At 72.8% G+C, this 26,758-nt stretch carries 27 protein-coding genes; 14 read left to right on the top strand and 13 right to left on the bottom strand.

The window, feature by feature from the left end; genetic code table 11:
* Nucleotides 1–8 precede the first annotated feature (8 nt).
* From IEZ31_RS44615 to IEZ31_RS44625, 3 genes are read right to left on the bottom strand one after another with little or no spacing between them, the layout of a single operon-like run.
* Complete coding sequence (locus IEZ31_RS44615) at nt 9–419, bottom strand: arsenate reductase ArsC (protein ID WP_190256214.1); 411 nt, start codon at nt 417–419, stop codon at nt 9–11.
* Nucleotides 416–1,174 carry an aquaporin gene (locus IEZ31_RS44620; protein ID WP_190256215.1) on the bottom strand — a complete coding sequence of 253 codons (759 nt, stop codon included), beginning with the start codon at nt 1,172–1,174 and terminating at the stop codon, nt 416–418. The genes IEZ31_RS44615 and IEZ31_RS44620 overlap by 4 nt, the downstream gene beginning before the upstream one ends.
* A complete protein-coding gene (locus IEZ31_RS44625) occupies nt 1,171–1,899 on the bottom strand; it encodes an arsenate reductase/protein-tyrosine-phosphatase family protein (RefSeq protein WP_229836801.1) in 729 nt (242 codons plus the stop codon). Before IEZ31_RS44625 ends, IEZ31_RS44620 begins: the two co-directional genes overlap by 4 nt.
* Before the next feature lie 333 nt (nt 1,900–2,232).
* Here IEZ31_RS44625 and IEZ31_RS44630 point away from each other — a divergent pair, with 333 nt between their 5' ends.
* Nucleotides 2,233–3,444 (top strand): RCC1 domain-containing protein, encoded by a 1,212-nt coding sequence (locus IEZ31_RS44630; protein ID WP_190256216.1) that lies wholly within the window; start codon nt 2,233–2,235, stop codon nt 3,442–3,444.
* A 100-nt stretch (nt 3,445–3,544) separates the two neighbouring features.
* Here the strand turns inward: IEZ31_RS44630 and IEZ31_RS44635 are convergent, their stop codons facing one another.
* The gene (locus IEZ31_RS44635) at nt 3,545–4,180 is read right to left on the bottom strand and encodes an NADPH-dependent F420 reductase (RefSeq protein WP_190256217.1); all 636 of its coding nucleotides are present in this window, start codon (nt 4,178–4,180) and stop codon (nt 3,545–3,547) included.
* Nucleotides 4,181–4,525: 345 nt separating this feature from the next.
* On the opposite strand from IEZ31_RS44635, the gene IEZ31_RS44640 reads away from it, so the two are divergent.
* The 3 genes from IEZ31_RS44640 (at nt 4,526) to IEZ31_RS44650 (ending at nt 7,381) form a co-directional block, all read left to right on the top strand.
* Nucleotides 4,526–5,458 carry an ABC transporter substrate-binding protein gene (locus IEZ31_RS44640; protein WP_190256218.1) on the top strand — a complete coding sequence of 311 codons (933 nt, stop codon included), beginning with the start codon at nt 4,526–4,528 and terminating at the stop codon, nt 5,456–5,458.
* Nucleotides 5,455–6,519, top strand: coding sequence for a FecCD family ABC transporter permease (locus IEZ31_RS44645; RefSeq protein WP_229836804.1), 1,065 nt, complete (start codon nt 5,455–5,457; stop codon nt 6,517–6,519). The genes IEZ31_RS44640 and IEZ31_RS44645 overlap by 4 nt, the downstream gene beginning before the upstream one ends.
* Nucleotides 6,520–6,601: 82 nt before the next feature.
* On the top strand, nt 6,602–7,381 hold the full coding sequence (locus tag IEZ31_RS44650; RefSeq protein WP_190256219.1) for an ABC transporter ATP-binding protein: 780 nt from the start codon (nt 6,602–6,604) through the stop codon (nt 7,379–7,381).
* Between the two features lie 37 nt (nt 7,382–7,418).
* Here the strand turns inward: IEZ31_RS44650 and IEZ31_RS44655 are convergent, their stop codons facing one another.
* The gene (locus tag IEZ31_RS44655; protein WP_190256220.1) at nt 7,419–8,654 is read right to left on the bottom strand and encodes an MFS transporter; all 1,236 of its coding nucleotides are present in this window, start codon (nt 8,652–8,654) and stop codon (nt 7,419–7,421) included.
* Nucleotides 8,655–9,016: 362 nt separating this feature from the next.
* Here IEZ31_RS44655 and IEZ31_RS44660 point away from each other — a divergent pair, with 362 nt between their 5' ends.
* From IEZ31_RS44660 to IEZ31_RS44675, 4 genes are all read left to right on the top strand, one after another.
* Nucleotides 9,017–10,303, top strand: coding sequence for a cytochrome P450 (locus IEZ31_RS44660; protein WP_190256221.1), 1,287 nt, complete (start codon nt 9,017–9,019; stop codon nt 10,301–10,303).
* A gap of 243 nt (nt 10,304–10,546) precedes the next feature.
* A complete protein-coding gene (locus tag IEZ31_RS44665; protein WP_190256222.1) occupies nt 10,547–10,729 on the top strand; it encodes an antitoxin in 183 nt (60 codons plus the stop codon).
* 49 nt (nt 10,730–10,778) lie between these two features.
* Entirely contained in the window at nt 10,779–12,116 is a 1,338-nt protein-coding gene (locus tag IEZ31_RS44670; protein WP_190256223.1) for a type I glutamate--ammonia ligase, read from the top strand.
* A complete protein-coding gene (locus tag IEZ31_RS44675; protein ID WP_190256224.1) occupies nt 12,104–13,216 on the top strand; it encodes an amidohydrolase family protein in 1,113 nt (370 codons plus the stop codon). The genes IEZ31_RS44670 and IEZ31_RS44675 overlap by 13 nt, the downstream gene beginning before the upstream one ends.
* 37 nt (nt 13,217–13,253) lie before the next feature.
* Here the strand turns inward: IEZ31_RS44675 and IEZ31_RS44680 are convergent, their stop codons facing one another.
* The 3 genes from IEZ31_RS44680 to IEZ31_RS44690 are packed head-to-tail and all read right to left on the bottom strand — an operon-like array spanning nt 13,254 to nt 16,826.
* Nucleotides 13,254–14,108, bottom strand: a complete 855-nt coding sequence (locus IEZ31_RS44680; protein ID WP_229836805.1) for a CPBP family intramembrane glutamic endopeptidase — start codon at nt 14,106–14,108, stop codon at nt 13,254–13,256.
* Between the two features lie 55 nt (nt 14,109–14,163).
* Complete coding sequence (locus IEZ31_RS44685) at nt 14,164–16,095, bottom strand: FtsX-like permease family protein (protein ID WP_190256225.1); 1,932 nt, start codon at nt 16,093–16,095, stop codon at nt 14,164–14,166.
* Nucleotides 16,092–16,826 (bottom strand): ABC transporter ATP-binding protein, encoded by a 735-nt coding sequence (locus IEZ31_RS44690; protein ID WP_190256226.1) that lies wholly within the window; start codon nt 16,824–16,826, stop codon nt 16,092–16,094. The genes IEZ31_RS44685 and IEZ31_RS44690 overlap by 4 nt, the downstream gene beginning before the upstream one ends.
* 107 nt (nt 16,827–16,933) lie before the next feature.
* On the opposite strand from IEZ31_RS44690, the gene IEZ31_RS44695 reads away from it, so the two are divergent.
* Nucleotides 16,934–18,160, top strand: coding sequence for a sensor histidine kinase (locus tag IEZ31_RS44695; protein WP_190256227.1), 1,227 nt, complete (start codon nt 16,934–16,936; stop codon nt 18,158–18,160).
* 17 nt (nt 18,161–18,177) lie between these two features.
* Nucleotides 18,178–18,819: a response regulator transcription factor gene (locus IEZ31_RS44700; RefSeq protein WP_229836811.1), complete on the top strand. Its 642-nt coding sequence runs from the start codon at nt 18,178–18,180 to the stop codon at nt 18,817–18,819.
* Between the two features lie 11 nt (nt 18,820–18,830).
* Here IEZ31_RS44700 and IEZ31_RS44705 read toward each other — a convergent pair whose 3' ends face one another.
* The 3 genes from IEZ31_RS44705 to IEZ31_RS44715 form a co-directional block, all read right to left on the bottom strand.
* Nucleotides 18,831–19,964 carry an MFS transporter gene (locus IEZ31_RS44705; protein ID WP_229836807.1) on the bottom strand — a complete coding sequence of 378 codons (1,134 nt, stop codon included), beginning with the start codon at nt 19,962–19,964 and terminating at the stop codon, nt 18,831–18,833.
* 83 nt (nt 19,965–20,047) lie between these two features.
* A complete protein-coding gene (locus tag IEZ31_RS44710; RefSeq protein ID WP_190256229.1) occupies nt 20,048–20,560 on the bottom strand; it encodes a winged helix-turn-helix domain-containing protein in 513 nt (170 codons plus the stop codon).
* Between the two features lie 229 nt (nt 20,561–20,789).
* Nucleotides 20,790–22,916, bottom strand: coding sequence for an MMPL family transporter (locus IEZ31_RS44715; protein WP_229836809.1), 2,127 nt, complete (start codon nt 22,914–22,916; stop codon nt 20,790–20,792).
* Nucleotides 22,917–23,120: 204 nt separating this feature from the next.
* Here IEZ31_RS44715 and IEZ31_RS44720 point away from each other — a divergent pair, with 204 nt between their 5' ends.
* The 4 genes from IEZ31_RS44720 (at nt 23,121) to IEZ31_RS44735 (ending at nt 25,146) form a co-directional block, all read left to right on the top strand.
* Complete coding sequence (locus tag IEZ31_RS44720; RefSeq protein ID WP_190256231.1) at nt 23,121–23,726, top strand: TetR/AcrR family transcriptional regulator; 606 nt, start codon at nt 23,121–23,123, stop codon at nt 23,724–23,726.
* Between the two features lie 412 nt (nt 23,727–24,138).
* Nucleotides 24,139–24,465: a PadR family transcriptional regulator gene (locus IEZ31_RS44725; protein WP_190256232.1), complete on the top strand. Its 327-nt coding sequence runs from the start codon at nt 24,139–24,141 to the stop codon at nt 24,463–24,465.
* Complete coding sequence (locus IEZ31_RS44730) at nt 24,462–24,818, top strand: DUF1048 domain-containing protein (protein ID WP_190256233.1); 357 nt, start codon at nt 24,462–24,464, stop codon at nt 24,816–24,818. Before IEZ31_RS44725 ends, IEZ31_RS44730 begins: the two co-directional genes overlap by 4 nt.
* 1 nt (nt 24,819) lies before the next feature.
* On the top strand, nt 24,820–25,146 hold the full coding sequence (locus IEZ31_RS44735) for a DUF1048 domain-containing protein (RefSeq protein WP_190256234.1): 327 nt from the start codon (nt 24,820–24,822) through the stop codon (nt 25,144–25,146).
* Nucleotides 25,147–25,349: 203 nt separating this feature from the next.
* Here the strand turns inward: IEZ31_RS44735 and IEZ31_RS44740 are convergent, their stop codons facing one another.
* Together IEZ31_RS44740 and IEZ31_RS44745 are read right to left on the bottom strand one after the other, a co-directional pair.
* Nucleotides 25,350–26,213, bottom strand: coding sequence for a sugar phosphate isomerase/epimerase family protein (locus IEZ31_RS44740; protein ID WP_190256235.1), 864 nt, complete (start codon nt 26,211–26,213; stop codon nt 25,350–25,352).
* A gap of 2 nt (nt 26,214–26,215) precedes the next feature.
* Nucleotides 26,216–26,758 (bottom strand): substrate-binding domain-containing protein (locus tag IEZ31_RS44745; protein WP_190256236.1); only part of this gene is annotated, 543 nt, incomplete at its 5' end.

Consider the following 26,758-nt stretch of genomic DNA (forward strand, 5'->3'; position numbering starts at 1 on the left):
CCGTGCGGTCAGAGCGCGGCGACGGGCAGTTCGGTGAGCAGGTGCTCGACGCGGCGGCGGATCTCGTCGCGGATCGGGCGGACGGCCTCGATGTCCTGGCCGGCGGGGTCGTCGAGTTGCCAGTCGAGGTAGCGCTTGCCGGGGAAGACGGGGCAGGCGTCGCCGCAGCCCATGGTGATGAGCACGTCGGAGGACTCGGCGGTGTCCCAGTCGAGCTTGCGGGGGGTGTTGGCGGTGATGTCGATGCCGACCTCGCGCATCGCCTCGACGGCGACGGGGTTGATCCGGTCGGCCGGTTCGGAGCCGGCGGAGCGGACCTCGACGGTGTCGCCGGCGAGGTGGCGCAGCCAGCCGGCGGCCATCTGGGAGCGGCCGGCGTTGTGCACGCAGACGAACAGGACGGTGGGTTTGGTGCTCATCGGGTGGTTCCTCCGTGGTTGCGCAGCTGGCGGGATGCGTCGTCGGGATGGGGTGCGAGGACGTCACCGGCGGCGCTGCCGACGGACGGGTAGAGGGCGAGGAGCAGCCCGGCACCGGCGACGAGGCCGGCGAGCTGGGCGGCGACGAAGCCCGGGACGGAGCCGGGGGCGATCCCGGCGAAGGTGTCGGAGAACGCGCGGCCGATCGTGACGGCCGGGTTGGCGAACGACGTCGAGGACGTGAACCAGTACGCGGCGCCGATGTACGCGCCGACCGCCGCCGGGGCGACCGCCGCGCGGCCGGAGCGGGCCAGGGCGAAGATGAGCAGGAGCAGGCCGGCGGTCGCGACGACCTCACCGAGCCACAGGTCGCTGCCGGTGCGGTCCTTGGTGGCGACGTCGACGGCGGGCAGCTTGAACATCAGGTTGGCCAGCACCGAGCCGCCGATCGCCCCGGCGACCTGGGCGACGACGTAGCCGGCGAGGTCCCGGGCCGGCAGGCCGGTGCCGGTGCGGCGGCCGAGGAACCAGTCGGCCGCGGACACGACGGGGTTGAAGTGGGCTCCGGAGACCGGGCCGAAGGTCAGGATGAGCGCGCCGAGCGCGAACGCGGTGGCGACGGAGTTCTCCAGCAGCTGCAGGCCGATGTCGTCGGTGAGCCGGGTGGCCATCACGCCGGAGCCGACGACGGCGGTGACCAGCATCGCGGTGCCGGTGAACTCGGCGAGCAGGCGCCGCCACAGGGTCGGGTTCACGAGGGTAGCGATCCTGTCCTCGGGGGCGGGGCGGCGGACGCGGCGGGCGCCAGGCGGGTGATCCGGTCGGCGAGGTCGGTGTAGGCGGCCTCGAACGCGGCGTCGGTGTCGACCCGGGCCGGGTCGGGCACCGACCAGTGCAGCTTCGGATGCACGGGTGCGTCCGGGCCGGCGAGGTCCTCGTGGGCGTTGTCGCAGACCGCGATGACGAGGTCACCGTCGTGCACGACGTCGGCGACGTGGGCGGTGCCGGCCGGGTCGAGGGCGAGGCCGTGGCGGTGCGCGACCTTCACCGCCCGCGGGTGCACCCGCTGGGCCGGGTGCGTGCCGGCCGATGCGACCGCACCGCCGACCCGGTCGCGCCACAGCGCGGCGGCCAGCTGCGAGCGGGCCGAGTTGTGGGTGCAGACGAACACCACCCGCTCGGCCCGGTCGAGGGCGGGCGGCGCGAGTGAGGCGAGGACCTCGGGCACGAGGCGGAGGTAGGTCCGGCGCCGGTCGCCCTCCGACCGGGTGCGGGTCACCAGGCCGGCGTCCTGCAGGACCTTCACGTGGTGGGCGACGAGGTTGGTCGGCAGGCCCAGCTGCTGGCCGACTTCGCCCGGCGATGCGTCGCCGAGCACGAGGGTGTCGACGATGGCCAGGCGGGCGGGATCTCCGAGTGCGGCGTGCACCCGGGCCCGCATCCGCAACGAAGAAAGCTCGGCGTTCATTGACTCAATCATGGCTGAACTATTCCGGCGGAGTCAAGACCGGCAGCCAGGGGCGGCCCACTCCCCCGCTCCGGCGGCACGGGGCGGCACCCCGGCGGACGGGCCGATGCCATGGTGCAGCACCGGGCGTCGCCAGGTGCCGTAACGAATCGATCTCTGTAAGTTTCCCGGTCCGGCACAGGCCAGCGGCGGGCATGGTGCCCGCAGCGTTGCCCACCACAGCCGGGTGACCGTAGCGTCGCCCGGCGTGACGCGCACGGAAGCACTGACAGGTCACGGGCGATCCGTCAGGAGCAGTGCCGCGATCACGATTCAGGCATCGAGGTCGTTGAGGGAGCACACCACATGAGCGGATATCAGGATGGCCGGCTGCGCGCTCGATGGCAGCGCTCGATCGCGACAGCGGCGACCGTCGCGGGCGTCGTGCTCGGCATCGCGACCGTCGCGAGCCCGGCCGTCGCGGCCGTCGGTCCCGCCGGGCTGAACGCCGCGCTGGCCGCCCCCACCGTGTCCAGCGTCGCCGCGGGCTACGCCCACACCTGCGCGATCCGTACCGACGCGACGCTGTGGTGCTGGGGCAGCAACTGGAGCGGCGAGCTCGGTGACGGCACCAACACGACCAGGACCACGCCCACCCAGGTCGGCACCGCCACCACCTGGGCCAGCATCGACGGCGGCAGCAGTCAGAACTGTGCGACGAGGACCGATCACACGTTGTGGTGCTGGGGCAGAAACAACCGGGGCCAGCTCGGTGACGGCACCACCACGAACCGGAACGCCCCGGTGCAGGTCGGCACCAACACCACCTGGGCGAGCGTCAGCGCCGGCGACAGTCACACCTGCGCGGTCCGCACCGACGGCAGCCTGTGGTGCTGGGGCTTCAACCGTCTGGGGCAGCTGGGCACCGGCACCGACGACTACTACCTCACGGCCCCGGTCCGGATCGGCACGGCGACCACCTGGGCGAGCGTCACCGCCGGATACGCCCACACCTGCGCGACCCGCACCGACGGCACGCTGTGGTGCTGGGGCGACAGCTCGAGCGGGCAGCTCGGACTGGGGACCCTGAGCTACTCGACCACCCCGGCGCAGGTGGGTACCGCCACCACGTGGTCCGGCGTGACGGCCGGATTCAGCTTCACCTGCGCGACCCGCACCAACGGCACCCTGTGGTGCTGGGGCGAGAACGGCTACGGCCAGCTGGGCGCCGCCGGCCCGTACCAGACCGCACCGCTGCAGGTCGGCACCACCACCACCTGGACCAGGGTCAACGCGGGCGACAACACGGCGTGCGCGGCCCGCACCGACGGCAGCCTGTGGTGCTGGGGCAACAACATGGCCGGAGGGCTTGGCGACGGCACCACGACCAACCGCTCCACCCCCACCCGGGTCGGCACCGCGACCACCTGGACGCCCGGCTTCGTCGTCAACTACCACACCTGCGCGATCCGCACCGACAGCAGCCTGTGGTGCTGGGGCAACAACGCGAACTCGCAGCTCGGCGACGGCACCACCACCCAGCGCACGACCCCGGCGCAGGTGACCATCCCGAGCTGACCGCCGCGACGTTTCCGAGTCCGGCCCGGGCCAGCGGCGCCCGGGCCGGCTCCGTTCGCTCTCGTCCACGACCCGGCGGGAAGGGTGCGACCGGCCATGCTCAGGTGCCCTCGATGCCGATGCGGGCGCGCAGGGTGTCGGCCCACAGGTCCGCGGTGTAGACCTCCGTGCCGGGCTGGTGCTTGCGGCCGCCCTCGGCGAGCGCGCCGGCGTCGACCGGTTCGTAGCCGATCTGCTCGACGAGGTCGAAGACCTGCCACTTGGCGTCCGGATCGTCGCCGGAGACGGGAATGCCGTACCGGGCGTTCGCCCCGGCCGATCGGCCGTGGTCGCGCAGGTGGTCCCAGCGCATCGCGTTGAACGCCTTGACCACGTGCGCGCCGGCGAGGTGCCGCTGGATGAGCTCGCTGCTGGTCACGTCGCCGTGCTCCAGCTCGTCATCGTGCCCGTCGCGTTCCGGGTCGTAGTTGGTCGCGTCGATCACCGTCCGGCCGGCCAGAGCCTCGGCGGGCAGGTCCCGGTAATGGCCGAACGGCACGGCGACGATGACCACGTCGCCGTAGCGGGCCGCCTCCTCGGCGGTGACGGCGTGTGCGTGACGGCCGAGCTGATGCTCGAGGTCGCGCAGGGTGTCCGGGCTTCGGGAGTTCGCGATGGCGACGTTGTCGCCGGCCGCGGTGTACAGGTGGGCCAGCGTTGAGCCGATCTTGCCGGCGCCGATCACACCGATCTTCATGCCTGTCACCTACCCGCTGGCGGCCCGTTCACGCGACGCCCGGGGGCCAGGTACTCCGGCTTCCAGGCGTCGACGGGGTCGCCGCGCATCGACGAGGCCATCCCCGACCCGCCCCTGACCGGCGTCGATGTACTACCGTGCAGGCGACCACCCGCAGCGAAACCGGTGCGACACCGGCGCTGTCCCGCAACTGTGATGCCCCGGTCCGGTACGGCCGGGGACTAGCCAGGTCGCCTGCCGGGGACGGTCGCGAACCGCGCTCTCGAGGAAGGGCGCCTTGCGGGCGGGGCCTTGTTCGTCACCCCTGTCGGCGAAGCACCGACTCCTCGACCGACAGGAGGACAGATGAGCAGACGCACGCCCGTGACCGTCGGCGCCACCCTGGTCGCCATCGCACTCGCGCTCGGTGCCTGCGCCGACGGCGCGGACGACACCCCGCAGCCCGGCTCCACCGGCGCCGCCGCGTATCCGGTGACGGTGGGCAACGTCACGCTGGAGCAACGTCCGGCGAAGATCGTGTCGCTGTCGCCGAGCACCACCGAGATGCTCTTCGCGATCGGCGCCGGCGCGCAGGTGACGGCGGTCGACGACAACTCCGACTATCCGGCCGAGGCGCCGAGGTCGCAGCTGTCCGGGTTCCAGCCGAACGCCGAGGCGATCGCGGCCAAGAACCCGGACCTGGTGGTGCTGACCACCGACGCCAACAAGGTCGTCGACCAGCTCGCCAAGTTCAAGATCCCGGTCTACCTGGCACCGGCGGCCGTCACGCTCGACGACACGTACCGGCAGATCGACGAGCTGGGCCGGCTCACGGGCCACGGCGCCGAGGCCACCGACCTGGTCGGACGCATGCGCCACGACGTCGACAAGCTGATCAAGGACCTGCCGCCGCGCTCGAGCAGGCCGACGTACTACTACGAGCTCGACCCGACGCTGTACACGGTCACCGGCACCACGTTCGTCGGCTCGCTGTTCACCATGGCGGGCCTGCAGAACGTGGCCGATGCGGCGGATCCCGGCGGCGCGAAGGGCGGCTATCCGCAGCTCTCCGTCGAGGTGCTGGTCCAGGCCGACCCGGACCTGGTGTTCCTCGCCGACACGAAGTGCTGCAAGCAGTCGGCCGAGACGGTCGCCGCCCGCCCGGGCTGGTCCGGCATCACGGCGGTGCAGACGGGGCGGATCGTCGCGCTGGACGACGACGTGGCGTCCCGCTGGGGCCCGCGCGTGGTCGATCTGCTCCGGGCGATCGTCGAGGCAGTGGCCAAGGTACCGGCGTGAGACCCGGCCGTCAGCCCGCCGGCCGGCTGCGCCCGCGCTGGGTCCTGGCCGGCGTGCTGGCGGTGCTCGTGGCGCTGGTGGGCGGCGTCGCACTGGGCCCGGTGAGCCTGCCGCCCGGCAGCGTCGCCGCCGAGCTGCTGAACCTGGTGCCCGGCGTCCACCTGGACAGCGGCCTCAACGAGCGCGAGATCGCCATCGTCACCGAGATCCGGCTGCCCCGGGTCGTCCTCGGGCTGCTGGTCGGCGCGATGCTGGCCCTGGCCGGCGGCTGCTTCCAGGGCGTGTTCCGCAATCCGCTGGCCGATCCGAGCCTGCTGGGCGTGGCCGCCGGCGCCGGCCTGGCGGTCACCGTCCTCATCGCGTACCGCGGCGCCGCGCAGGGCGGCGCGCTCGGCGGAGTCCCGCTGACCACGCCGGTGGTCGCGTTCGCCGGCGCGATCGCCGCGGTGCTGCTGGCCTACCTGCTCAGCGCCGGCAGTGGCCGGGAACGCTCGCCGACCACGCTGATCCTCGCCGGCGTGGCGGTCTCGGCCTTCCTGACCGCCGCACAGACATACGTGATGCAGCGCAACATCGACGCGATCCGCGAGGTGTACTCCTGGCTGCTCGGGCACCTGTCCACCGCCGGCTGGTCCGACGTGCTGGTCGTCCTGCCGTACGCGGGCGTCACCGCCGCGGTGATCCTGCTCCTGCGCCGGGAGCTGGACGTGCTCTCGGTCGGCGACGAGGAGGCCGCGAGCCTCGGGCTGCACCCGCAGCGGTCGCGGTACGTGCTGCTCGCCGCGGCCAGCCTGGCCACCGCCGCGGCGGTGTCGGTGTCCGGCCTCATCGGCTTCGTCGGCATCATCGTGCCGCACACCGTCCGGTTGCTCGCCGGCGCCAGCTACCGGGCGATCCTGCCGCTGTCGATGCTCTTCGGCGGCGCGTTCCTGACCGTCGCGGACCTGGTGGCCCGCACCGCGGCCAGCCCTGCCGAGATCCCGATCGGCGTGGTCACGGCGTTCTTCGGCGCGCCGTTCTTCGTGCTCGTCCTGCGCACCTCGGGGCGGGCGGCGCTGTGACCGGGTGCGGAGCGAGGCGGAGGAGGCCGGGCACCATGGGCTCGGTCCGGACGGCGTGCGGCCGGAGCGGAGCGCGGGACGCATGACCGCCGTCGAGGTACGGGACCTGCGGGTGACGCTGGACGGCGCGGCCATCCTGGCCGGCGTGGACCTGACCGTCGAGGCCGGCGAATGGGTCACGATCATCGGGCCGAACGGCGCCGGCAAGTCGACCCTCCTGCGCGCCGTCGGCGGCCTGGTGCCCAGCACCGGATCGGTCGCCCTGTTCGGCACGCCGGTGGCCCGCCTGCCCCGACGAGCTCGGGCCCGGACCGTCGCGACCGTCATGCAGTCGCCGGTCGTCCCGCCCGGCATGGCCGTGTTCGACTACGTGCTGCTCGGCCGCACGCCGTACGTCGCGCCGCTGGGCCGGGAGTCCGCCGCCGACGTGGCCGCGGTCGGCGACGTGCTGGACCAGCTCGACCTGGGCCGCTTCGCCGACCGGCTGCTCGGCACCCTTTCCGGCGGCGAACGGCAGCGGGTGTTCCTGGCCCGGGCGCTCGTCCAAGGCGCCAGCCTGCTGCTGCTGGACGAGCCGGGCACCGCGCTCGACATCGGGCACCAGCAGGAGGTGCTGGAGCTGGTGGACCAGCTGCGCCGCGACGGCGGGCTGACGGTCCTGGCGACGATGCACGACCTCGCGATCGCCGGCGAGTACGCGGACCGGATGGTGCTGCTCGCCGGCGGCGCGGTCGTCGCCTCCGGCGCCCCGGCCGACGTGCTGACGGAGGAACTGCTCGCCACGCACTACCGGGCCCGGGTCCGCGTGGTGCACAGCGAGCACGGCCCTGTGGTGGTGCCGATCCGCCGTACACCCGGCTAGGCAGCGATCGGCGCGAAGACCCCCGCGGCCGGCGGCGTCAGCCGGAGGTGCCGCGCTCGGCGCCCCTGCGCGGCACGAGTGCGAGGCAGAGCAGGCTGGCCGCACCGGCGAGGGCCATCGCCGCCGCCGTCCCGACCGTGAGCGCGGCCGCTCCGAACAGGACCGGTGTGATGCCCAGCGACGTGGTCATTCCTGCGCCGAGCAGGCCGAAGGCCTGGCCCTGGCGGCCCGGCGGCAGCGCCGCCAGGAAGCGGCGCTGCAGGCCGACCGCATAGGCCAGGCCGGCGCCGGTCCACAGGAGCAGGGTGACGGTGAGCGGCAGCGCCGGGCCGAACCACAAACCGAGCAACGTCACGCCGATCACGCCGATCAGGGGCGCGACCAGGCGCTCGCGGACGGGCGCCGGAAGCGCGCGGCTGACGACCAGGTCGCCGATCCCCATGCCCAGCGGCAGGCAGCCGAGCAGCAACCCGGCGCTGCCGGCCGGGAAGCCGCGGTCGGCGGCGTACGGCACGAGCAGCCCCTCCGCGGCGGTGGCACAGGCGGCGGGCAGCCATTGGAGGATCAGCAGGCGGCGTACCAGCGGATCGGCCAGGAGCGCGCGATGGCCGGACCAGGTGCTGCGCAGCAGCGACCGCTCCCGCACCTCGGCCGGCGCGGGCGCGGCCAGGTCGGGCAGTCGCAGCCCGGCCAGCAGCGCCGCGAGCCCGTGGATCGCGGCGACGACGAGCAGCGCGTGCTGCGGGCTGCCGAGTACCGCGACCGCGATACCGCCCGCGAGGAGCCCGCCGATCTGTGCGGCGGACGACGCCGCCGTGAACAGCGACCGCCCTACGACGTAGAGGTCGCCGGGCAGCACCTCGGCCACCAGGCGGGACGCGGCGCCGTTGAAGACCGGTGCGGCGACGGCGACGGCGGCCACGCCCGCGATGGCGACCCAGGCCGGCATCGGCACCACGGCGAGCACGGCGGCGGCCGCACACTCGATCGCGTACCCCGCCACGATGAGCGGGCGCGGGCGTATCCGGTCGGCCGCCGCGCCGAACAGCATCGAGCCGGCGAGCTGTGGCAGGAACCCGCTCGCGAACGCGATCGCGGCCCACAAGGGCGACCGCGTGGTCGCGTACACGAGGGTGGAGAGAGCGAACATGCGCAGCGACGCGGCCGCGATCGTCAGCGTCTTCGTCGCGAACAGCAGCCGGAACACCGGCTCGGACAGCACCCGGCGGTAGGTGCCGCGATCCTCGGTCCGCGGCGGCGTCGTTCCGGTCATGTCCGATGGATACCGGCCCGATCACCCGGCATCAACCGGCTGGCCGGTGTTCGGAACGGATCCGAACAGATCCGAACATGTCGATGGGTCTTCGGGCTCGGCTCGTATGCCACGGTGTTACCCAGTGGCGACATCGTGTACGGGGAGGTGAACACAGTGGCGAAGCTTGCTCTGATGGGTCTTGCCCGCCTGGTGCGGCTGGACCGTGGCCGGATGGGCGGCCGGTACATCTGGATTCCCTGATCCTCTGAATGCGGTGGCCGCGCGCCTGCGGCCACCGCGCGGGGGCGGCTCGCCGCCGCGTCCGCGGCGGGCCGCAGGTCCGCGTGTCTCATGTCCGTCCCGGCCTGAGGGGTCACAGCATGTCCATAGGCGAGTACCCGGCCGGGCCGCGGGGGCGGCGTCTGGTCGGCAATCGATACGACTACGAGCGGGACCGGATCGGCTTCCTCCAGCGGTGCCAGCGCGACTACGGCGACGTGTTCTCGTTCAGCGCGCGGACGAGCGTCGTGGCCGACCCGGTCCTCGTCCACGAGATCCTCGCCCGCACGAACACGGACTTCGGCATCGAGGTCGCCCTGTTCGACGACGCCGAGCCGGAGGTGAACGCGCGGGCGACCCCGACGGCCATGGCCGGCCGCAAGAAGAGCCGGCCGGGGGTCAACCGGGCGGCGGCCGACGCGCACAGCGACCGCCTGGTGGAGATACTGCACGCCCGGCTCGCCGGCGAGCTCGGGCGTGCCGTCGACGTGGCGGCGGTGATGAAGTCCTTCATCATCCGCGCCACGACCGACTACTGCCTCGGCGACGACAGCGACGAGGTGGCACCGGCCGTCACCGACGCGGCGGAGCACTCGGCCGTCCTGATGGCCAGTTCCCTGTCGTTGCCGAGCTGGCTGCCGGTGTCCAGGGTGCGGTCGGCGAAGGCGGCGAACCGGAGGCTCACCGAGGTGCTGCACGAACGCATCCGGCAGCGGCACGCCCGGCCCCACGACAAGGTGCGGGACCTGCTCGACACCATGCTGAGCGACGACGGGGAAGCGCTGGACGAACAGACCGTCTACCGGACGATCTCGGTGATGCTGCGGGCGTCGCACGGCGTACCGGGCACCATCCTCGCCTGGGCGGTGCTGACCCTCGCCCGCGAGCCCGAGATCGCCGCCAGGATCGGCCTCGAGGTCGAGGGACTGGTGCCGGAGGCGGGCCGCTCGGTCACCGTCGACGACCTGCCCTTCACCGAGGCGGTCGTCAAGGAGCTGCTGCGCGCGTACATCCCGACGTGGCTGATGGGGCGCGAGGTTCGCACCCACACCACGCTCGGGCGATGGGCGTTCCAGCCCGGCCAGCAGGTGATGATGCCCGTCTACCTGATCCATCGCGATCCGCGGTGGTGGGACGAGCCGGAGCGGTTCCTCCCGGACCGGTGGCTCCGCACGCAGCAGCCACACGCGCGGTTCGCGTACCTGCCCTTCGGCGCCGGACCCCGGATCTGCCTGGGCAACCAGGTCGGCCTGCTGCAGCTGGTGCTCGCGGTCGCCACGCTGGTGCGGGACTACGACATCACCGTGGCCGACGCGGACGCGGTCGTCATGCGGCCGGAGGCGCTGCTGGTCCCGGCCGGCTTGCGGGCGACCTTCGCGCGAAAGTAGACGCTCGGGCGGCGTTTCGGCAGGGGCGACCCCGTGGTCTTCGGTCGCTCCGCGTCCTGCCCGCATGGGCACTCCGGCGGGCAACCGAGGTCTGGTACTGGGTCATGGTGTGGCGACACCTGGCAGGCCGCCGCACTTGCACCGAGACCGGACGGCCTGCGGACGGTCCAGTGAGCGGCCCCCGGTTTAGCGGGTCCGGCGCGGGTAGGTACTGATCGACCTGACGACGAGAGGAGTCCGGCCGTGAGCAAGCTTCTGGACAAGGCCAAGGAACTCTTTGGCAAGCACGACGACAAGGTGGACCAGGGGCTGGACAAGGCCGCTCAGCAGGCCGACCAGCGCACCGGCCAGCAGTACACCGACAAGATCGAAAAGGGCAGCCAGGTGGCGAAGGAGCACACCGGGGAGGGTGACACGACCAAGTAGCTGGCGTGAACCGGCCCCGGTGGCGCCCGGTTCCGGGAAGGACGCGCCGATGGATGACGCCGCACGGTCCGACCGGATCGCCGCCGACCTGGCGGCACGCGGCGTCCACGCGGTCGCCCTCACCTGGGTCGACAATGCCGGCGTCACCCGGGTGAAGGCGGTGCCGATCCGCCGGCTGGCCCACGCGGCCGCCTGGGGGGTCGGCATGTCGCCGGTCTTCGACGTGTTCCTCGTCGACGACTCGGTCACCACCAGCGAACACGTCGGCGGGCCGGCCGGGGACCTGCGGCTGTTCCCCGACCTGGACCGCGTCGCCGTCCTGGCCGCGCAGCCGGGCTGGGCCTGGGCGCCGGCCGACCGGCGCACCCAGGACGGCGAGCCGTGGCCGTGCTGCCAGCGCACGCTGGCCCGCACCGCCGCCGCCCGGGCCGCCGCGCTCGGCTTCGAGCTGCGCATGGCGTTCGAGGTGGAGTGGTACCTCGCCACCGCCGGCGGCGACCCGGCCGCGATCGGCCCCGCCTACGGGATGACCCGTGTCGTCGAGGTGTCGGCCTACCTCGACGAGCTGTTCCAGGCCCTCGACGCGCAGGACGTGCCCGTCGACCAGATCCATCCGGAGTACTCCCCCGGCCAGTTCGAGGTGTCCGTCGCCGCCGCCGACCCAGTGCTCGCCGCCGACCGGACGGTGCTGGTCCGCCAGACCGTCCGGGCCGTGTCCCAGCGGTACGGCCTGCGGGCGTCGTTCGCCCCCGTCGTCACCGCCGGCCAGGTCGGCAACGGCCAGCACCTGCACGTCTCGGCCCGCCGCGACGGGCAGGCGCTGTTCAGCGGCGGAGGCGGGCCGTACGGGCTGCGCCCGGCGGGCGAGGCCGCCATGGCCGGGCTCCTGCGGCGGCTGCCGGCGCTCACCGCGCTCGCCACCCCCGGCGTCGCCAGCCGGCTCCGGCTGGAGCCGCAGCGCTGGGCCGCGCCGTACCGCTGCTGGGGCCACGAGAACCGGGAGGCCGCCCTGCGGCTGGTCACCGGCAGCCCCGACGAACGGGACCGGGCCGCCAACGTCGAGGTCAAGTGCTGCGACGGCGCCGCCAACCCGTACCTCGTCGTCGCCGCCGTGACCGAGATCGTCGCCGCCTCCTGCGGGCAGGACCTGCGCCTGCCGGCCGAGGTGCCGGGCGACCCGGCGCTGCTGCCGGAGGACCGCCGCCCCGAACGGCTGCCGGGGACCGCCGCCGTCGCCGTCGCCGCACTGCGCGCCGACGACCTGCTGGCCGGCCTGCTCGGCCCGCCGCTGCTGGAGGCGTACTGCGCGGTCCGGCTCGCCGAGGCCGACCGGTTCGCCGGCGCGACCCCGGAGGAGATCGTCGAGGCGACCCGATGGAGGTACTGATCGACGGGCACTGCCACCGGGTGCTGGCCCGCGACCTCGACCGCGCCGCGTTCGAGACCGCCTGCACCGAGGCCGACCTGCCGCCCCCGCCGGGTGTGTCCTACCTCGACAGCCGGGTCGGGCTCGCCGTGCGCCGCTGGTGCGCCCCCGCCCTCGGCCTGCCGGCCCACGCGTCCGCCGACGACTACCTGGCCCGCCGCGCCGAGCTCGGCTGGCGGGCCGCGACCGAGGCCCTGCTGCGCGCCGCCGGCCTCGCCGAGCTGCTCGTCGACACCGGCCTCGACGACCCGGCCCTGCTCGGCGACGCCGGCCTGGCCGCGGCCTCCGGCGCCCGCGTCCGCGAGGTCGTCCGCCTCGAACGCGTCGCCGAGACGCTGCCCGCCGACACCGGCGCCGCCGGGTTCGCCACCACCTTCGCCGCCGCCCTCGCCGGCCGGATCCGCACCGCCGCCGCCGTGAAGTCCGTCGCCGCCTACCGCCACGGCCTCGCCGTCCCCGCGGAGCGGCCCACCCCGCGGGCCGTCCAGCGGGCCGCGGAGGCCTGGCTGCGCGCCGGCCGCGGCCGGATCACCGACCCGGTCCTGCTCGGCCACGTGCTGTGGGCCGGCGTCGGCACCGGCCTGCCGCTGCAGCTGCACACCGGGTTCGGCGACCGCAGTCTCGCGCTGCGCCGCGCCGACCCGGCCCTCGCTCAGCCGTTCCTCGCCGCGCTCGGCCCGCGGGCCGCGCCGGTCGTCCTGCTCCACTGCTACCCGTACCACCGAAACGCCGGCTGGCTCGCCCAGGTCTACCCGCACGTGTACGTCGACGTCGGCCTCACCGTCACCCACGCCGGCGACGCGGTCCTGCCCGAGTTCTTCGAGCTGGCGCCGTTCGGCAAGCTGCTGTTCTCCACCGACGCCTACCTGCTGCCCGAGTTGTACCTCGTGGGCGCCGCCCGGTTCCGCCACGCCCTGCGGCGCCTGCTCGACACCTGGCGCGCCGACGACAGCGTGAGCGTGGCCGACGCCGAGCGGATCGCCACGCTGGTCGGCGCCGGCAACGCCCGCCGCCTCTACGGCAGATCGGTCGGTGCGTGCGGTCCGACGCGACGACGGTGACAGCTCGGGAGAGGCGGCAGCCGCGAGGGGCGGGCACCTACTGCCCCGAACCCGGCGATGTCCCGATCGAAGGCGCCCACTCCCGGGATTCCTGCCGACCGGCTCGCACCAGCGGCCCGGCTGCGAGTGCGGCCAGCACCAGGACCACCAGCAGCTGAATGCCCTCCTGCCCGAAGCCGCCTGGGCCGAGCAGCAGCGCGGTGGTCAGCGGGGCCAGCACGAAGTTGTTGCCGGCGTGTGCCAGGCAGGCCGGCCAGATGCTGCGGCTGCGGGCCCGCAGCCAGGCCAGGATGACCTCCTGGCACATGATCCACGCCGTCCATCCGACCAGGCCCAGGGCCAGATGCCGGAACTCGGCGTAGCCGAACAGCGCGAGCGGATAGTGCCAGACCGCCGCGATCAGGCCTGCTGCCAGCGCGGCACGGCGCGGACGGCCGGGGCAGATGCGCAGCAGCAGATAGCCGGTCCAGCCGAACTCCTCGCCCCAGAGGGCGACGGTGACGATCGGAGCCACCGCGCAGAGCAGCAGCGGCACCGACCAGACGGGCACGCCGGGAACCAGGTCCGCCATCGGACGGACGGACGGCTCCCATCGCCCGGATGCCGCGGCGACGCCGACGACCGCGACGGCGACGCCAAGCGGGCCCAGCCAAGCCAGCAGGTAGTACCGCCAGGCGGAGCGCAGCCGCAGGCGGGAGCCGGCGTCCGCGAAACCCTCGCGGGTGACCCAACGCCGGACCACCAGCGCCGCGGCCGCGGGCGCGAACGCGGCCGGCACCTGCACCAGCAGGTTCACCAGCGACCAGCCGAGCAGCAGGCGGGCCACCGCTTCCCAGCCCCAGGCAACACCGAACGACATCAGCAGGAACGCCGTCAGACCCCGCTTCCTCACGCGGTCCCCGACGCTCGTCGCTTGGGCATCGATCATGGTGGTCGGCTCCCGTCGGTCAGGCCGCGTTCTCGGCAAGGCTCGGAGGCTTTCGGGTACGGATACCGGCCGCTGCTGCCGCCACGGTGAGCAGCAGGCAGGTGACGCCGATGCCGAGCAGCGGGAGCCATGGGATGGTGATGGGCACGGCGAAGCCGGCCAGGTCGGCCGTGATGGCGCGGCGTACGAGCCAGCCCAGCAGTACGGTGGTGGCGCCGCCCAGGAGCAGGCCGGTGCCGCAGACGAGGGCGGCCTGCCAGATGGCGGCTCGCCGGACCTGGTCGGGGCTCGCGCCGAGGAGCTGGACCAGGTCGCGTTGCCGGCGCCGCTGGGCGGCGCCGATGAGGGTGGCGTTGACGATCGCGATGGCGGCGTAGACGCCGGCCGGTCCGAGCAGGATGGTGAGGCCGAGGTTGTTGGCCCGGCGGGTCTGCGCTGTGGTGGCGTCGATCCAGTCGCCGGAGTCGAGGATCCGGCTGTCGGTGCCGGCGAGCGTGCGCCGGAGAGCGTCGCGCGCCGTGGCGGTATCGGCGCGCGGGACGACGAAGATGGTCCCGGTCGCGCGGCCGGCGGCGGGTGGCAGCAGGTCGGCTGGGATGACAAGGTCGCCGTACAGGTCGGGCGCGTCGGGGATGACGGCGACGACGCGCAGCGGGACCCGGTCGCCGTCGATCCACACCGTGATGGTGCCGCCCAGGCCGATGCCGGCGTCGGTGACCCACGTGGTGGTGACCGCGACACTGCGTCCGTGGAAGTTGCCGAGGGTGCCGCGGGTCGCGGTCAGGCTCCGGGCGGCGACGGCGGTGGCGGGGTCGATGATCTCGACCTGGTCGCGCTCGCCGGGGCGGCCGTTGTCGTCGCGTTGGAGCATGACCTGCCGGCGTGCGTCGGCGATCGCGACGGTCTGGTCGGATGCGACCGACGCGGCCGCGGCCGGGCTGTCCGCCTCGACGACGAGCGGCGCGCGCAGCCGGGCCCGATCCTGCGCGGTCGTCCAATCGGCGGTGAAGCTGAGGGCCAGCAGCAGCGACCCGGCGATGGCGGAGATGGCCACGACCGGGGCGGCGACCGCGGCGGTGGCGCGGGTGCCGGCGCGCACCTCGTCGCGGGCCATCCGGGCCGTCACGTCCCGGTTGATGCACGGGCGGGCAAGCAGGGCGGCGAGCCGCGGGATGACGGCGGGGCCGATGCTCATCAGGCCGATCACGACCACCTCGGGCAGCAGGATGGAGGCGATCAGCGCGAACAGCGGAGGCAGGTCGGCGGCGACGATGACGGCGGCCACCAGGCCGCCGAAGCACAGCGCCGCGACGGCGAACTGGACGATGCTGGGCCGGGTTCGCTCGATCGCGGCCTCCCGCAGGGCGGCGCTGGGAGTGATCCGGGCAGCCCGCCGCGAGGATCGCCAGGCTCCGAGGAGCGCGACCACCGCACCGGTGGGTGCGGCGACCGTCCAGGCGATCCACGGGCTCGGGGGCTGGAGGTCGAGCGTGGTGATCCCGATGGCCCGCACCAGCCACAGCACCACCGGGCCCAGCGACGTGCCGAGCAGACCGCCCACCGTGGTGGCCGCGGCCGCGACGACGACGGACTCGCCCAGCAGGAGCCGGCGCACCTGCCGGGGCGTCGCGCCGACCAGGCGCAGCAGGCCGAGCTCGCGCCGCCGGCCGGCCACGACGAAGCCGAACGTGCTGCCGACCACGAAGAGGGCCATGAACGCCGAGATCGCCGACATCATGCCGAACATCGCGGCCAGGTCGTCGAGCTGCGCACGCTGATCGGCGGTGACGCCGGGCCGGCCGCCGGTGGCGTCGACGCTTCCGATGAGCGTCACGGTGACGGCGATCAGGACGACGCCGAACAGCAACGCGACGAAGGCGCCCAAGTAGCCGCGCCATGAGCTGTGAACGGTCTGCCTGGCCAGGGTCAGCATCGTCGGGGCCCGCATCATCGCTCCAGGTCGTTCATCGTCGCGGCGATCTGACCGGCGTCGGCGCGCGCGAGGTGACCGACGATCTGCCCGTCGGCGAGGAACAGCACACCGTCCGCGTACGAGGCGGCCAGCGGATCGTGGGTCACCATGACGACGCTCTGGCCACCGTCGGTCAGCGACCGCAGGAGTTCGAGCACGTCGCGTCCGGTGCCGCGATCGAGGGCGCCGGTGGGTTCGTCGGCGAACAGCACGTCGGGCCGGCCGTGCAGCGCCCGGGCGATCGCGACCCGCTGCTGCTGGCCGCCGGACAGCTCCGAGGGCCGGCGCCGGGCGTGCTCGGAGAGGCCGACGTGGGCCAGGGCGGTCCGCACGGTGGCCGGGTCGACACGGCGTCCGGCCAGGCGGGCGGGCAGCGCGACGTTGTCGAACGCGGTGAGTGCGTCGAGGAGGTTGTAGGACTGGAACACGAACGCCATCGACGTACGCCGGAAGCGGGTCAGCTCGGTCTCGTTCAGCTCGTCGAGCCGGGTGTCGCCGATGGTCACCCGCCCGCCGGTCGGCCGGTCGAGGCCGGCGGCGAGCTGGAGCAGGGTGGACTTGCCCGAGCCGGACGGTCCCATGATCGCGGTGAACGTGCCACGCTGGAACACGTGGGTCACGCTCCGCAGTGCGTGCACCGAGCCGGCGCGCGAGCGAAAGGTGCGGGTGAGACCGTCGAGCGTGACGGCCGCCGAGGATGCCTGATGCATGCCCTCAGTGCACCCGCGGGCGCCGCCTGCCACACGGGCTTGGACGCGACTTCGGGGGTAGCGCGTACGCTACCGCGCGCGGCCGATGTGATCCGTAGGGTTGGCGTATGAGCGACGCCTGGACGGCTGTACGCGGACGCCCCGCACGGTTCCTGGCGTCGGCGTGGCCGTGGCGCTCGCTGGCGTATGTGGGCGGCACCGTGCCCATCGGCCTCGTCTGGCTGATCCTCCTGCTCGTGGTGCTCAGCGTGGGCGTGGCCACGATCGTCGTGGTCGCGGGGCTGTTCGTGCTCGCCGGCGTTCCGACGCTCGCCCGCCTCGCCGCCGCGGGTGAGCGGCGCCGGCTCCGGTTGATCTTCCCCGGGCGGCCGGTGGGCCGGCCATCTCCGCTGCGCGACCGGGACCAGGGCCGCGCGTCCTGGCCGGAGGCGGGCGTCACGGTCCTGCTGGCGACGGTGTTCTGGGTCGTGGACGCCGTGGTGGTGGTGATGCTGTCGGCACCGGTCGTGCTGCTGCTCGCTCCGGTGCTGATCCGTTACGACGTGGTCGACGTCGCCGGGTGGCGGATCGACAGCACCGGTGAGGCGTGGGCCGCGGTGGCCGCCGGACTCGGCACGCTGGTCCTGCTGGCATACGCGGTCACCGCGCTGGCCTGCGGCCAGGCGGCGTTGGTGCGGCACCTGCTCGACCCGCCCGAGGCCCGGCTGGCCGAGGCGGTCCAGCAGCTGCGCCGCTCCAGAAGCGGGCTGGTCGACGCGTTCGAGACCGAGCGCCGCCGGATCGAGCGCGATCTCCACGACGGCGTCCAGCAGCGCCTCGTCGCGCTGACCATGACACTGGGCAGCGCCGAGCTGGACCTGCCCGACGGCCCCGGCCTCGACCTCGTCCGCGAGGCGCACCATCAGGCCGAGCAGGCCCTCGCCGACCTGCGCACCACGATCCGCGGCATCCACCCCCAGGTGCTGACCGACCACGGCCTCGCCGCGGCCGTCCACGAGATCGCCGGCCGGTCGCCCGTGCCGGTCCACCTCGATCTCGCCCTGAACGGCAGGCTCCCGCCCGCGGTCGAGGCCGCGGCCTACTTCTTCGTCAGCGAGAACCTCACCAACGTCGCCCGCCACGCCCGGGCGCGATCGGCGCAGGTGCACGCGTGGACCGACGACGACGCGCTGATCGTCTCGGTCGTCGACGACGGCGTGGGCGGCGCCGACCCGCAGGCCGGCACCGGCCTCGCCGGACTGCGGGCCCGGCTCGACGCCCTCGACGGCGACCTGCGCATCACCAGCCCCGACGGCGGCCCGACCCAGGTGAGGATGACGTGCCCGATCCGCTGACGCCGCGGCCGAAGGCGCTGCGGATCGTGGTCGCCGAGGACGCGGCCCTGCTCCGAGAAGGGCTGGTGCGGATCCTCGAACGCGCCGGGCACGAGGTCGTCGCGGCCGTCGCCGACGCGCAGGCCCTGCTGACCTACGCGGGCAACTGCCGCCCCGACCTGGTCGTCACCGACATCCGCATGCCACCCACCCACACCGACGAGGGACTGCGGGCGGCGGCGACCATCCGGGCCGCTCATCCCGGCATCGCGATCATGTTGCTGTCGGCCTATGTCGCCGACGCCTACGTCGGCGAGCTGCTCGACTCAACCCCCGGCGGGGGCATCGGCTACCTGCTCAAGGACCGGGTCGGCCACGTACGCGACTTCCTCGACAGCATCGACCGGGTCGCGGCGGGCGGCACGGTCATCGACGCGGAGGTTGTCCGCCAACTCGTCGGCCTCCGGCACGCCGACGGTCCGCTCGCGGGCCTCACCGAACGCGAACGCGAGGTTCTCGCGCTGATGGCCGAGGGCCACACCAACCACGCGATCGCCGGCAAGCTGTTCGTGAGCGAGGCGGCGGTGCGCAAGCACGTCGGCAACATCTTCGCCAAGCTGCCGCTCGACCCGCACTCGGATCGCCGGGTCTCGGCCGTCCTCACTTACCTGCGCAGCTGACCGAGTGTCGATCACCGCACCGGATCAGCCGCTTCGGCGCGCCGACGAATTTTGAACCGAGCTTTCGGCCCGATACCGACGGCGCCGAGGGTCAACAGGGCTGCGGCGACAACGGCGCCGGTGAGATAGGCCGATGCCGGGGTGCTGTGGTCCAGGACGATGCCCGCGACGGCTGAGGCAGCGGCAGCGCCGGCGTTGACCGCGGTGTTGACCCAGGTGTGCGCCTCGAGCCGGGTGCGGTCGTCGGTGAGGGTGTCGGCGACCAGGTATCCGCTGACCATCGCCGGGGCCAGGGCGAGGCCGGTGACGACGAGGCCGACGCCGAGGACAGCCACCGGGCCCGCAGCGGCCAGCAGAGCGCAGGCGGCGGTCATGGCGACGGTGAGCAGGATGAGCCTGATGCGCGGGCCGGTGATCCAGGCGCGTGCGCCATAGGCGAGGCCGCCGATCCCACTGCCCAGGGCGAGCGCCCCCAGCAGGATGCCGGCGAGGGTGTCGTGGGGGGCCGTCTGCGCCGGGACGATCACGCCGACGCTGCCGACGACCACGCCGGTCGCCGAAGTAACGATCAGGGTTGGCACGAATCCTCCGGCGCGGAGCACGGCGAGGCGCTTGGCGCTGCCGGCGTCGCGCGGTGCCCCGGCCGGGGGACGGGTCGATGTCGAGGTCATGAGGAAGCAGCCCGCCAAGGCCAGCGCGGCGGAAGCCGCCAAGCCCGTCTCAGGGACGGTGAGGGCCATGACCACGCCGCTGACGAGCGGCCCGAGCGTATAGACGATCTCCTCGCTGACGGCGTCGAGGCTGTAGGCGCGGGTGACGTCCTCGGGACGGGTGACGAGCAGCCGCCACCGCATTCGCATTGCGGCGCCCACCGGGGGCGCCGACGCGCCGGCGGCGATCGCACAAAGGACCAGTGTCACGGGTGGGGCCGAGAGCGTGGCCGCCACAAGCACCGCGATGGCGCCGAGGGCGTATCCGATCGCGAGGACGCGGAGTCCGAAACGTTGCCCCCTGCGGTCCACCAACCGCGCGCGTGCCGGAGCAGCGATGACGTTGGCGAGTCCGAGCGCCCCGCTCGTGATTCCCGCGATCGCATACGAGTCCGTGCGGTCGGCAACCAGGACGATGCAGCTGAGCGTCACCATGGCGAAGGACATCCGCCCCAGGGCGGACGGGATGAAGACCCGCAGGGCTCCGGGCGCGGCGAGTGTCGAGAGGTAGGACCGGCTCACTGCTCGGTCTCCGCGAGCCGGAAGACCGCTACGGACGTGGCGAGCCGCACGCGGCCATGCCCATGGGGTCCGGCCGCGTCGTGCAGCAACGCGCCGATCTCGCGGGCGAGCCGGGCGACGCGCTCGGCCGTCGCGGGATCGACCCAACCCTCGAAGTCAGTGAAGACGGGCGGCTCCTCCGCCGCGATGCCGTGCGCGCGTCTCGCCAGCTCCTGGCCCATGCCCTGCGCGAGCAGCCGGAAGTCGGCACTCGTGCGAAGCTGCTCACCCGACGCGGGGTTGTGCCGGTAGATCTTCGCCGTCCCGCCGCGCACCTGTGTCGTGCCGACGACCTCGACCAGCCCTGCCTGCTCCAGCTTCCGCAGATGAAAGCTGACGTTCGCCGGACGCTCGCCGAGGCGGCGTGCGATTTCCGACGCACTCAACTGCTCGCCCGACAGCAATGACAACAGCCGCAGCCGGAGCGGATGCGCCACCGCACGCAGCGTTCGCCGTTCACCCTGCAACATATGTTTAAGGGTAGCTGTTCCGAGCATGATCCGCGAGGCCGACGTTGACAGCACCAGCATCGACCACCGCCGGCTGGGCGAATGCGGGCGCTGTGAGCTGGCTGTCGGCGCCGTCGCGTAGCACCCCCGGCGCCAGGTGCGGCGCCGGGGCTTCGTCGAACGCTTCGACGACCACGATCCGGGTGAACGCGCGCAGCAGCCGCCCAGTCCCGATGCCGGTTTCGGCGGTCTACACGGCAGACGGTTCGGCGGCGGGCGTGGAAGGCGTCCTGGGGCGCGTCCGGCGTGCGGGCCACAGGGCACGGTCGCCGAGTAGCCGGACGATGGCGGGGACCAGGAGTGGCCGGATGAGGAAGGTGTCCAGCAGGATACCGAAGGCCATGGCGAAGCCGAACTGGAACAGTTCGCGGATCGGCTGGGTCATCAGGACGGCGAAGGTTGCCGCGAGGATGAGACCTGCGGAGGAGACGACGCCGCCGGTGCGGGTCAGGGCGGCGGTGATGGCCTTGGCCGGGGGCAAGGTGCGCAGTTCCTGTTTGAACCGGCTCATGATGAAGATGTTGTAGTCGACGCCGAGCGCGACGAGGAAGACGAAGATGTATGCGGTGACGCGGTTGCCGATGCCTTCGTCGCCGAGGACGGTCACGGTGAAGAACGTGGTGGCGCCCAGGGTGGCCAGGAACGACAGGATGAGGGTCGCGACCAGGTAGAGCGGTGCGAGAAGCGAGCGCAGCAGGAGGATGAGCACCGCCGTGACGATGGCGAGGACCAGGAGCACGATGAGGGTCGTGTCGCGGTCGAGGGCGGAACGGATGTCGGCGTTCTGCGCTGTTTCCCCTCCGATGAGCACCGTGGCGTCCTGCACTCCGGCCGCGTCGGCCGCGGCCCGCGTGGCCTGCTTGAGCGGAGCGATCGCGTCGAGCGCCTCGGAGCTGTACGGGTCGAGGTCGAGGACGACGTCGTAGAAGACGGTCTTGCCGTCGTCGCCGAAGCGGGGATGCTGCCCGACCCGGCTGACATGGTCGGCGCCGGCGAGGGCGGCGGCGATGTCAGCGGGTGCGGGGCTGGAGCGCAGGTCGGCCTGGGAACGGACGACGACGGTGCTGGGTGCGATCTCGCCGGGCCCGAACTCCTCCTGGATGAGTTGCTGCCCGTGCTCCGACTCGGTGGCGGTACGGAAGCCGCTGAGGGTGTTGAAGCTCTCCTGGTAGCCGAGCAGTCCCGCGCTCATCACCACGAGCAGCGCGACGACGACCGAGGCGACCCGGACCGGGGCCCGGGCGACGAGAGCGGCGACGCGGTGCCAGACGCCGGCGCCGCGACTGCGTTCGGCGGCCTTGACCACTCCCCCCGGCCAGAAGACGCTCCTGCCCAACAGGAGGACCAGGGCGGGGATGAAGGTGAACGCCACCAGTGCCATGACGGCCACGCCGAGGGCGAGGTACGGCCCGAAGCCGTGCAGCGCGGGGGAGGCGGCCACGAGCAGGGCGAACATGGCGAGCACGATGGTGGAGGCGCTGGCGAGGACCGATTCGGCGGTCCGGTGCACCGCGGTCTGCATCGCGCGCGCACGGTCCGGCTCGTCGACCAGGGCCTCGCGGTAGCGGGCGGTGATGATCAGCGCGTAGTCCGTGCCCACCCCGAACAGCAACACGGTCATGATCGAGGCGGTCTGGGAGCTGACCGTGATGACTCCGGCGTCCGCGAGGAGCGCGCCGACCGTTTCCGACACCCGCATCGCCACGCCGACGGCGAGGAGCGGCACAAGCGCCATCAGCGGCGAGCGGTAGGTGGCCAGGAGGATGGCCAGGACGAGCGCAATGGTGGCCAGGAGCAGGACCTTGTCACCGCCGCTGAAGACCTTCACGGTGTCGGTGGCGATCCCGGCGGGGCCGGTCACGGCGACGTCGGTGGGCCCCGCACGGTCGGAGGCGAGCGTACGCACCTTGTCGACAGCGTTCTGGAAGGACTCGTCCGAGGGGCTTCCGGTCATGGGCACGATGATCAGCTGGGCACCGCGGTCCTGCGAGACCAACTCGGCGGCGGCGTCGGGAGCGGTCACCGTGGAGATGACGCTCGCGACCTGGTCGGGCCGGCCGGTTGCCGAGAGGGCCGCGGTGATACGGGCGACGGCTTCCCCGGTGCTCGCCGCAGCGTCGGCGCCCGTTCCGCGCACCACGATGATCGCCGGCGTCGCATCCTGGCCCGGAAGCTGCACGCGGACGAGGTCGCGGGCCTTCATGGAATCGGACGCGGCGGGCGGAAGGTTGGCGGAGGCGTTGTCCTCGACGGATTCCAGAGCCGGGGCGACCCCGGCGAGGAGGCCCGCGATCAGTACCCAGAACGCCACCACCACGGCGGCACGTTTCCTCGATCCCAGAAGACATCGGAGCGTACGGAAGTTCGTCGGTTGCATCGGCGGGCCTTCGATCACAGGTACGGACGGAACTTAGCGACAGGGTGTCTCTAAGTTTCGTCAAGCTAGCACGGCCTCCTCGGCATCCCGGACGCAGGGGTAGATTGCGCGAGACAGTGCAGTGCCCGAGGCGGAGTGGAGAGAATGCCCAAGATCGAAGCCGGCAGTGTCCGCGAGCACCGGGCCCAGCGACTCGCTCAGCTGATCGACGCGACCGAGGCAATCCTGAACGAGGGCGGCGTGGAGGCCCTCACCGCCGGCGCGGTCGCCGCGCGGGCCGGCATCGCCCGCAACAGCATCTACCGCTACTTCGACTCCATCGAAGACCTGCTGGAACTCGTCGTGACCCGGGAGTTCCCCGCCTGGATCGACGCCGTGGAGCAGGCCATCGCGGCCGAGACCACGCCCGAGGAGCAGGTGATCGCCTACGTCAGGGCCAATCTCGAGCAGGCCGCCCGCGGCACCCATGGCTGGCGAGCCGCGCTCTCGCGCGGCTCGCTCTCCCTGTCGGCGCGGGAGCGGGTGAAGAAGCTGCACATCGCGCTGCACGAGGCACTCGCCCGGGTCGTGCGCGAACTGGGCCATCCGCAGCCAGAGCTGACCGTCGCCGTGCTCCAGGCCGTCGTCGACGCATGCATCCGCAGGATCGACCAGGGCGACGAACCGACGACCGTGTCCGAGTTCGCAGCGGGAGCCACACGTCGGCTGCTCGGGCACGACGACCGAACCGAACCTCCGCACCACCCGTGACTCGGCGCCCGTGAGCTCACAGGCCGGGCTATGACGAAAGCCCAGCCCCAAACCAGGTAAGCCGCATCGCCTCTGCAGCTTGAGCTGCGGGTGCCCACCCCGGCCGGCCGCGGCCCGGGCCGGCCGTGGCGGCCCGGCACTCCGCGCCGGCGAGCCGATCGACCCCGACCCGCCGAGCACAGACGTCCGTATCGGCTACGCCCGCCGCGAAGCCATCCGATGCCTCAAGCGACACGTCGCCGGCGAGCCCTACCTGATCACCGGAGCCGGCACAGGTGGCCGGAGCTGGTCGCCGATCAGCGGTACGGGCGAAGTTGGCGCACGCCGCTCGCTGGTATCAGTCACTACTCGGTGGTACCGTATACCGGTAGTCAGTGATACGCAGTACCGGGAGGATCGAAGAGGACCGGCCATGGACGACCTGACGGAGATGCTGAAGGGCACGCTTGAGGGCTGCGTGCTGGAGATCATCGGCAGCGAGGAGACCTACGGGTACGCGATCACGCGTCGGCTCAACGAGCTCGGCTTCGCCGACGTCATCGAGGGGACGGTGTACACCATCCTGCTGCGACTGGAGAAGAACGGGCTCGTCCAGGTGACGAAACGGCCATCCGGGATGGGCCCGCCGCGCAAGTTCTACGCGCTCAACGACGCGGGGCGGGAACAACTCGCGACGTTCTGGGCGAAATGGGAGTACCTCTCATCACGCATCGACAAGCTCAGGGAGGGCGAGGGATGAGCTTCTGGGAGACCATGACGGGCAGCGATCTCACCAGGGAATGGAAGGCGTTCGAAGCCCGGGCCGAGGCGTTGCCGGGCGACTACCGGGTGGCGTGGGAACAGATCAAGGTTCACCTCTCCCCCTACTCGGGCTTCACGGGTCGCAACCTGATGCCGATCCTCGACGGCGCCCTGGGCCTGCTCGAAGAAGCAGCGGCGGATGGGCAGAGCATGCGGCAGGTGCTGGGCGACGACATCAAGGGCTTCTGCGCGGCGCTGGCCGGCGAAGAAGGGGCTCGGAGCTATCGCGACCGGTGGCGCGAGCAGTTGAACAGCAACGTCGCAAGGAAACTGGGCCGGCTGGGAGGCTGACGTGGGCATCCGGGACATCATCGAGGGCAAGAGGCAGTGGCGGGCGCACCTGGACCGGGTCAAGGCGCTCCCGCCGGACTACCAGATCGTCTACAAGGAGATGCAGAGGTACCTCTTCAAGGTCGGACCGGTCGACCTGTCCGACGGGCACCTGCTCGCCGGGATCGTCGACTTCTTCGACGAGGGTGTCGCGGCCGGCAAGGGAGTCCTGGAACTCATCGGCACCGACGTCGCCGCCTTCTGCGACGACCTGATCAAGGACTCGCGCACCTACGCCGACATCTATCAGGAGTCCATCAGCGGGAAACCCGGCACGGCCGAGCGGTGACACCGTCGACGCCCGGCGTCCAGGACGGGTGCGGGTTCAGCGGATCCGCGGGGGCTGACGGCACTGTCGGTGCGGCCGCCCAGTTCCCGTCCTGAGCGGCGCTGTTCCAGACCGCCACATCGGGAGCGGGCCGGTCGCGGAGGCGTTCGCCGGCGGCACCGCCGCCCGCCTGATGGGCTCCTGCTGCGGCGAGCTCGACGCCGTCACGCTGTGGTGACCGGCAGCAGGCGGCGCAGATAGGCCAGCCCGTCGAGGGCCAGCCGGTCCTGGGACGGGGCGAGCGGGCGCCAGATCGACGCCGCGGTCGCGATCGTCGCGTTCTCGGCGGTGAACGACTCGATGCACAGGGCGCCCCCGTAGCCGGTCGCGGCCAGCGCGGCCAGCCAGCGGGGCCAGTCGAGGTGGTCGGCGCCGGGCGCGCCGCGGTCGGTGCCGCTGACCTGGACGTGCTTGATGTGCTCCCCGGCCACCGCGACGGCGGCGTAGGGGTCGGCCTCCTCGATGTTCATGTGGTACGTGTCGAGCATGATGCCGACGTTGCCGGGCAGGCCGTCGATGAGCTCGACGGTCTGCGCGACGGTGTTGACGACGCTGGTCTCGTAGCGGTTCAGCGCCTCGACGCCGATGCTCACCCCGCGCTCGCCGGCGTGCTCGGCGACGGGGAGCAGGGCGGCGCGGAACGCCGCGTAGCAGTCGCGGCGCTCCGCACCGGTCATCCGCCAGGTGCGCCCGACGGCGGCGTAGACGGGGCCGCCGACGCAGGGCGCGCCGACGGCCGCCGCCGCGTCGGCGCAGGCCTTGAGGTAGGCCTGCGTCGACGCGACCGTCGCCGCATCGGTGTTCACCAGGTCCCGGCCCGGCGGGGTCACGGCGCACACTCCGGCGGCCCGCAGGCCGTGCTCGGCGAGCAGGTCGCTCGCGCGCGCCGGGTCCCAGTCGCCGACCTGCTCGATCGGCAGCTCGACGGCGTCGAAGCCCCACGCCGCGAGCCGCGGCACGATCGCCGCGAGGGCGGCGTCGTCGACCGGCGAGGACCAGATCCACGGGTTGGCACCGATGGCGGGCATGGCTACTTCCAGCGCTGCGGGTAGCCGGGCAGGTCGGTGCAGCCGCACATGGCGTAGTGCAGCGGCGGCATGCCGGCGTCGACGTACTGGTCGAGGTTGTCCTGGGTGATCGTGGGCTGGGGCAGCTTCCACGGGCTGGACACCTGCTCGCCGTTGAGGACGCGCAGGGCGGCGATGATCGGGGTGCGCCACTGGTAGGTCGGGTAGGTCGGCGCGATGGCGGTGAGCTTCTTGTCCTTCCACAGCTTGAGGAAGTCGAGCTGGTCCTCGCCGTTGATCGGCGGGACGGGCTTGCCGGCGTCCTGGAACGCCTCGACGGCGGCCACAGCGGTCGCGCCGGCGTCCATCCAGACGCCGTCGATGGTGCCGTAGCGTTGGATGTAGTCGTTGACGATCTTCTTGGTCTTCGCGGGGTCGCCGTCGGTGAACTCGACCCCGACGACGTTGACCTTCGCCTTGTCGAACTGCACCTTCGCCGCGGACCAGCGGGTCTCCAGGACGTCGACGCCGGGCAGGATGCGCAGGGCGAGGACCTTGCCGCCGGG

The sequence above is a fragment of the Dactylosporangium sucinum genome (assembly GCF_014647515.1).
GTDB classification, from domain to species: Bacteria; Actinomycetota; Actinomycetes; order Mycobacteriales; family Micromonosporaceae; genus Dactylosporangium; species Dactylosporangium sucinum.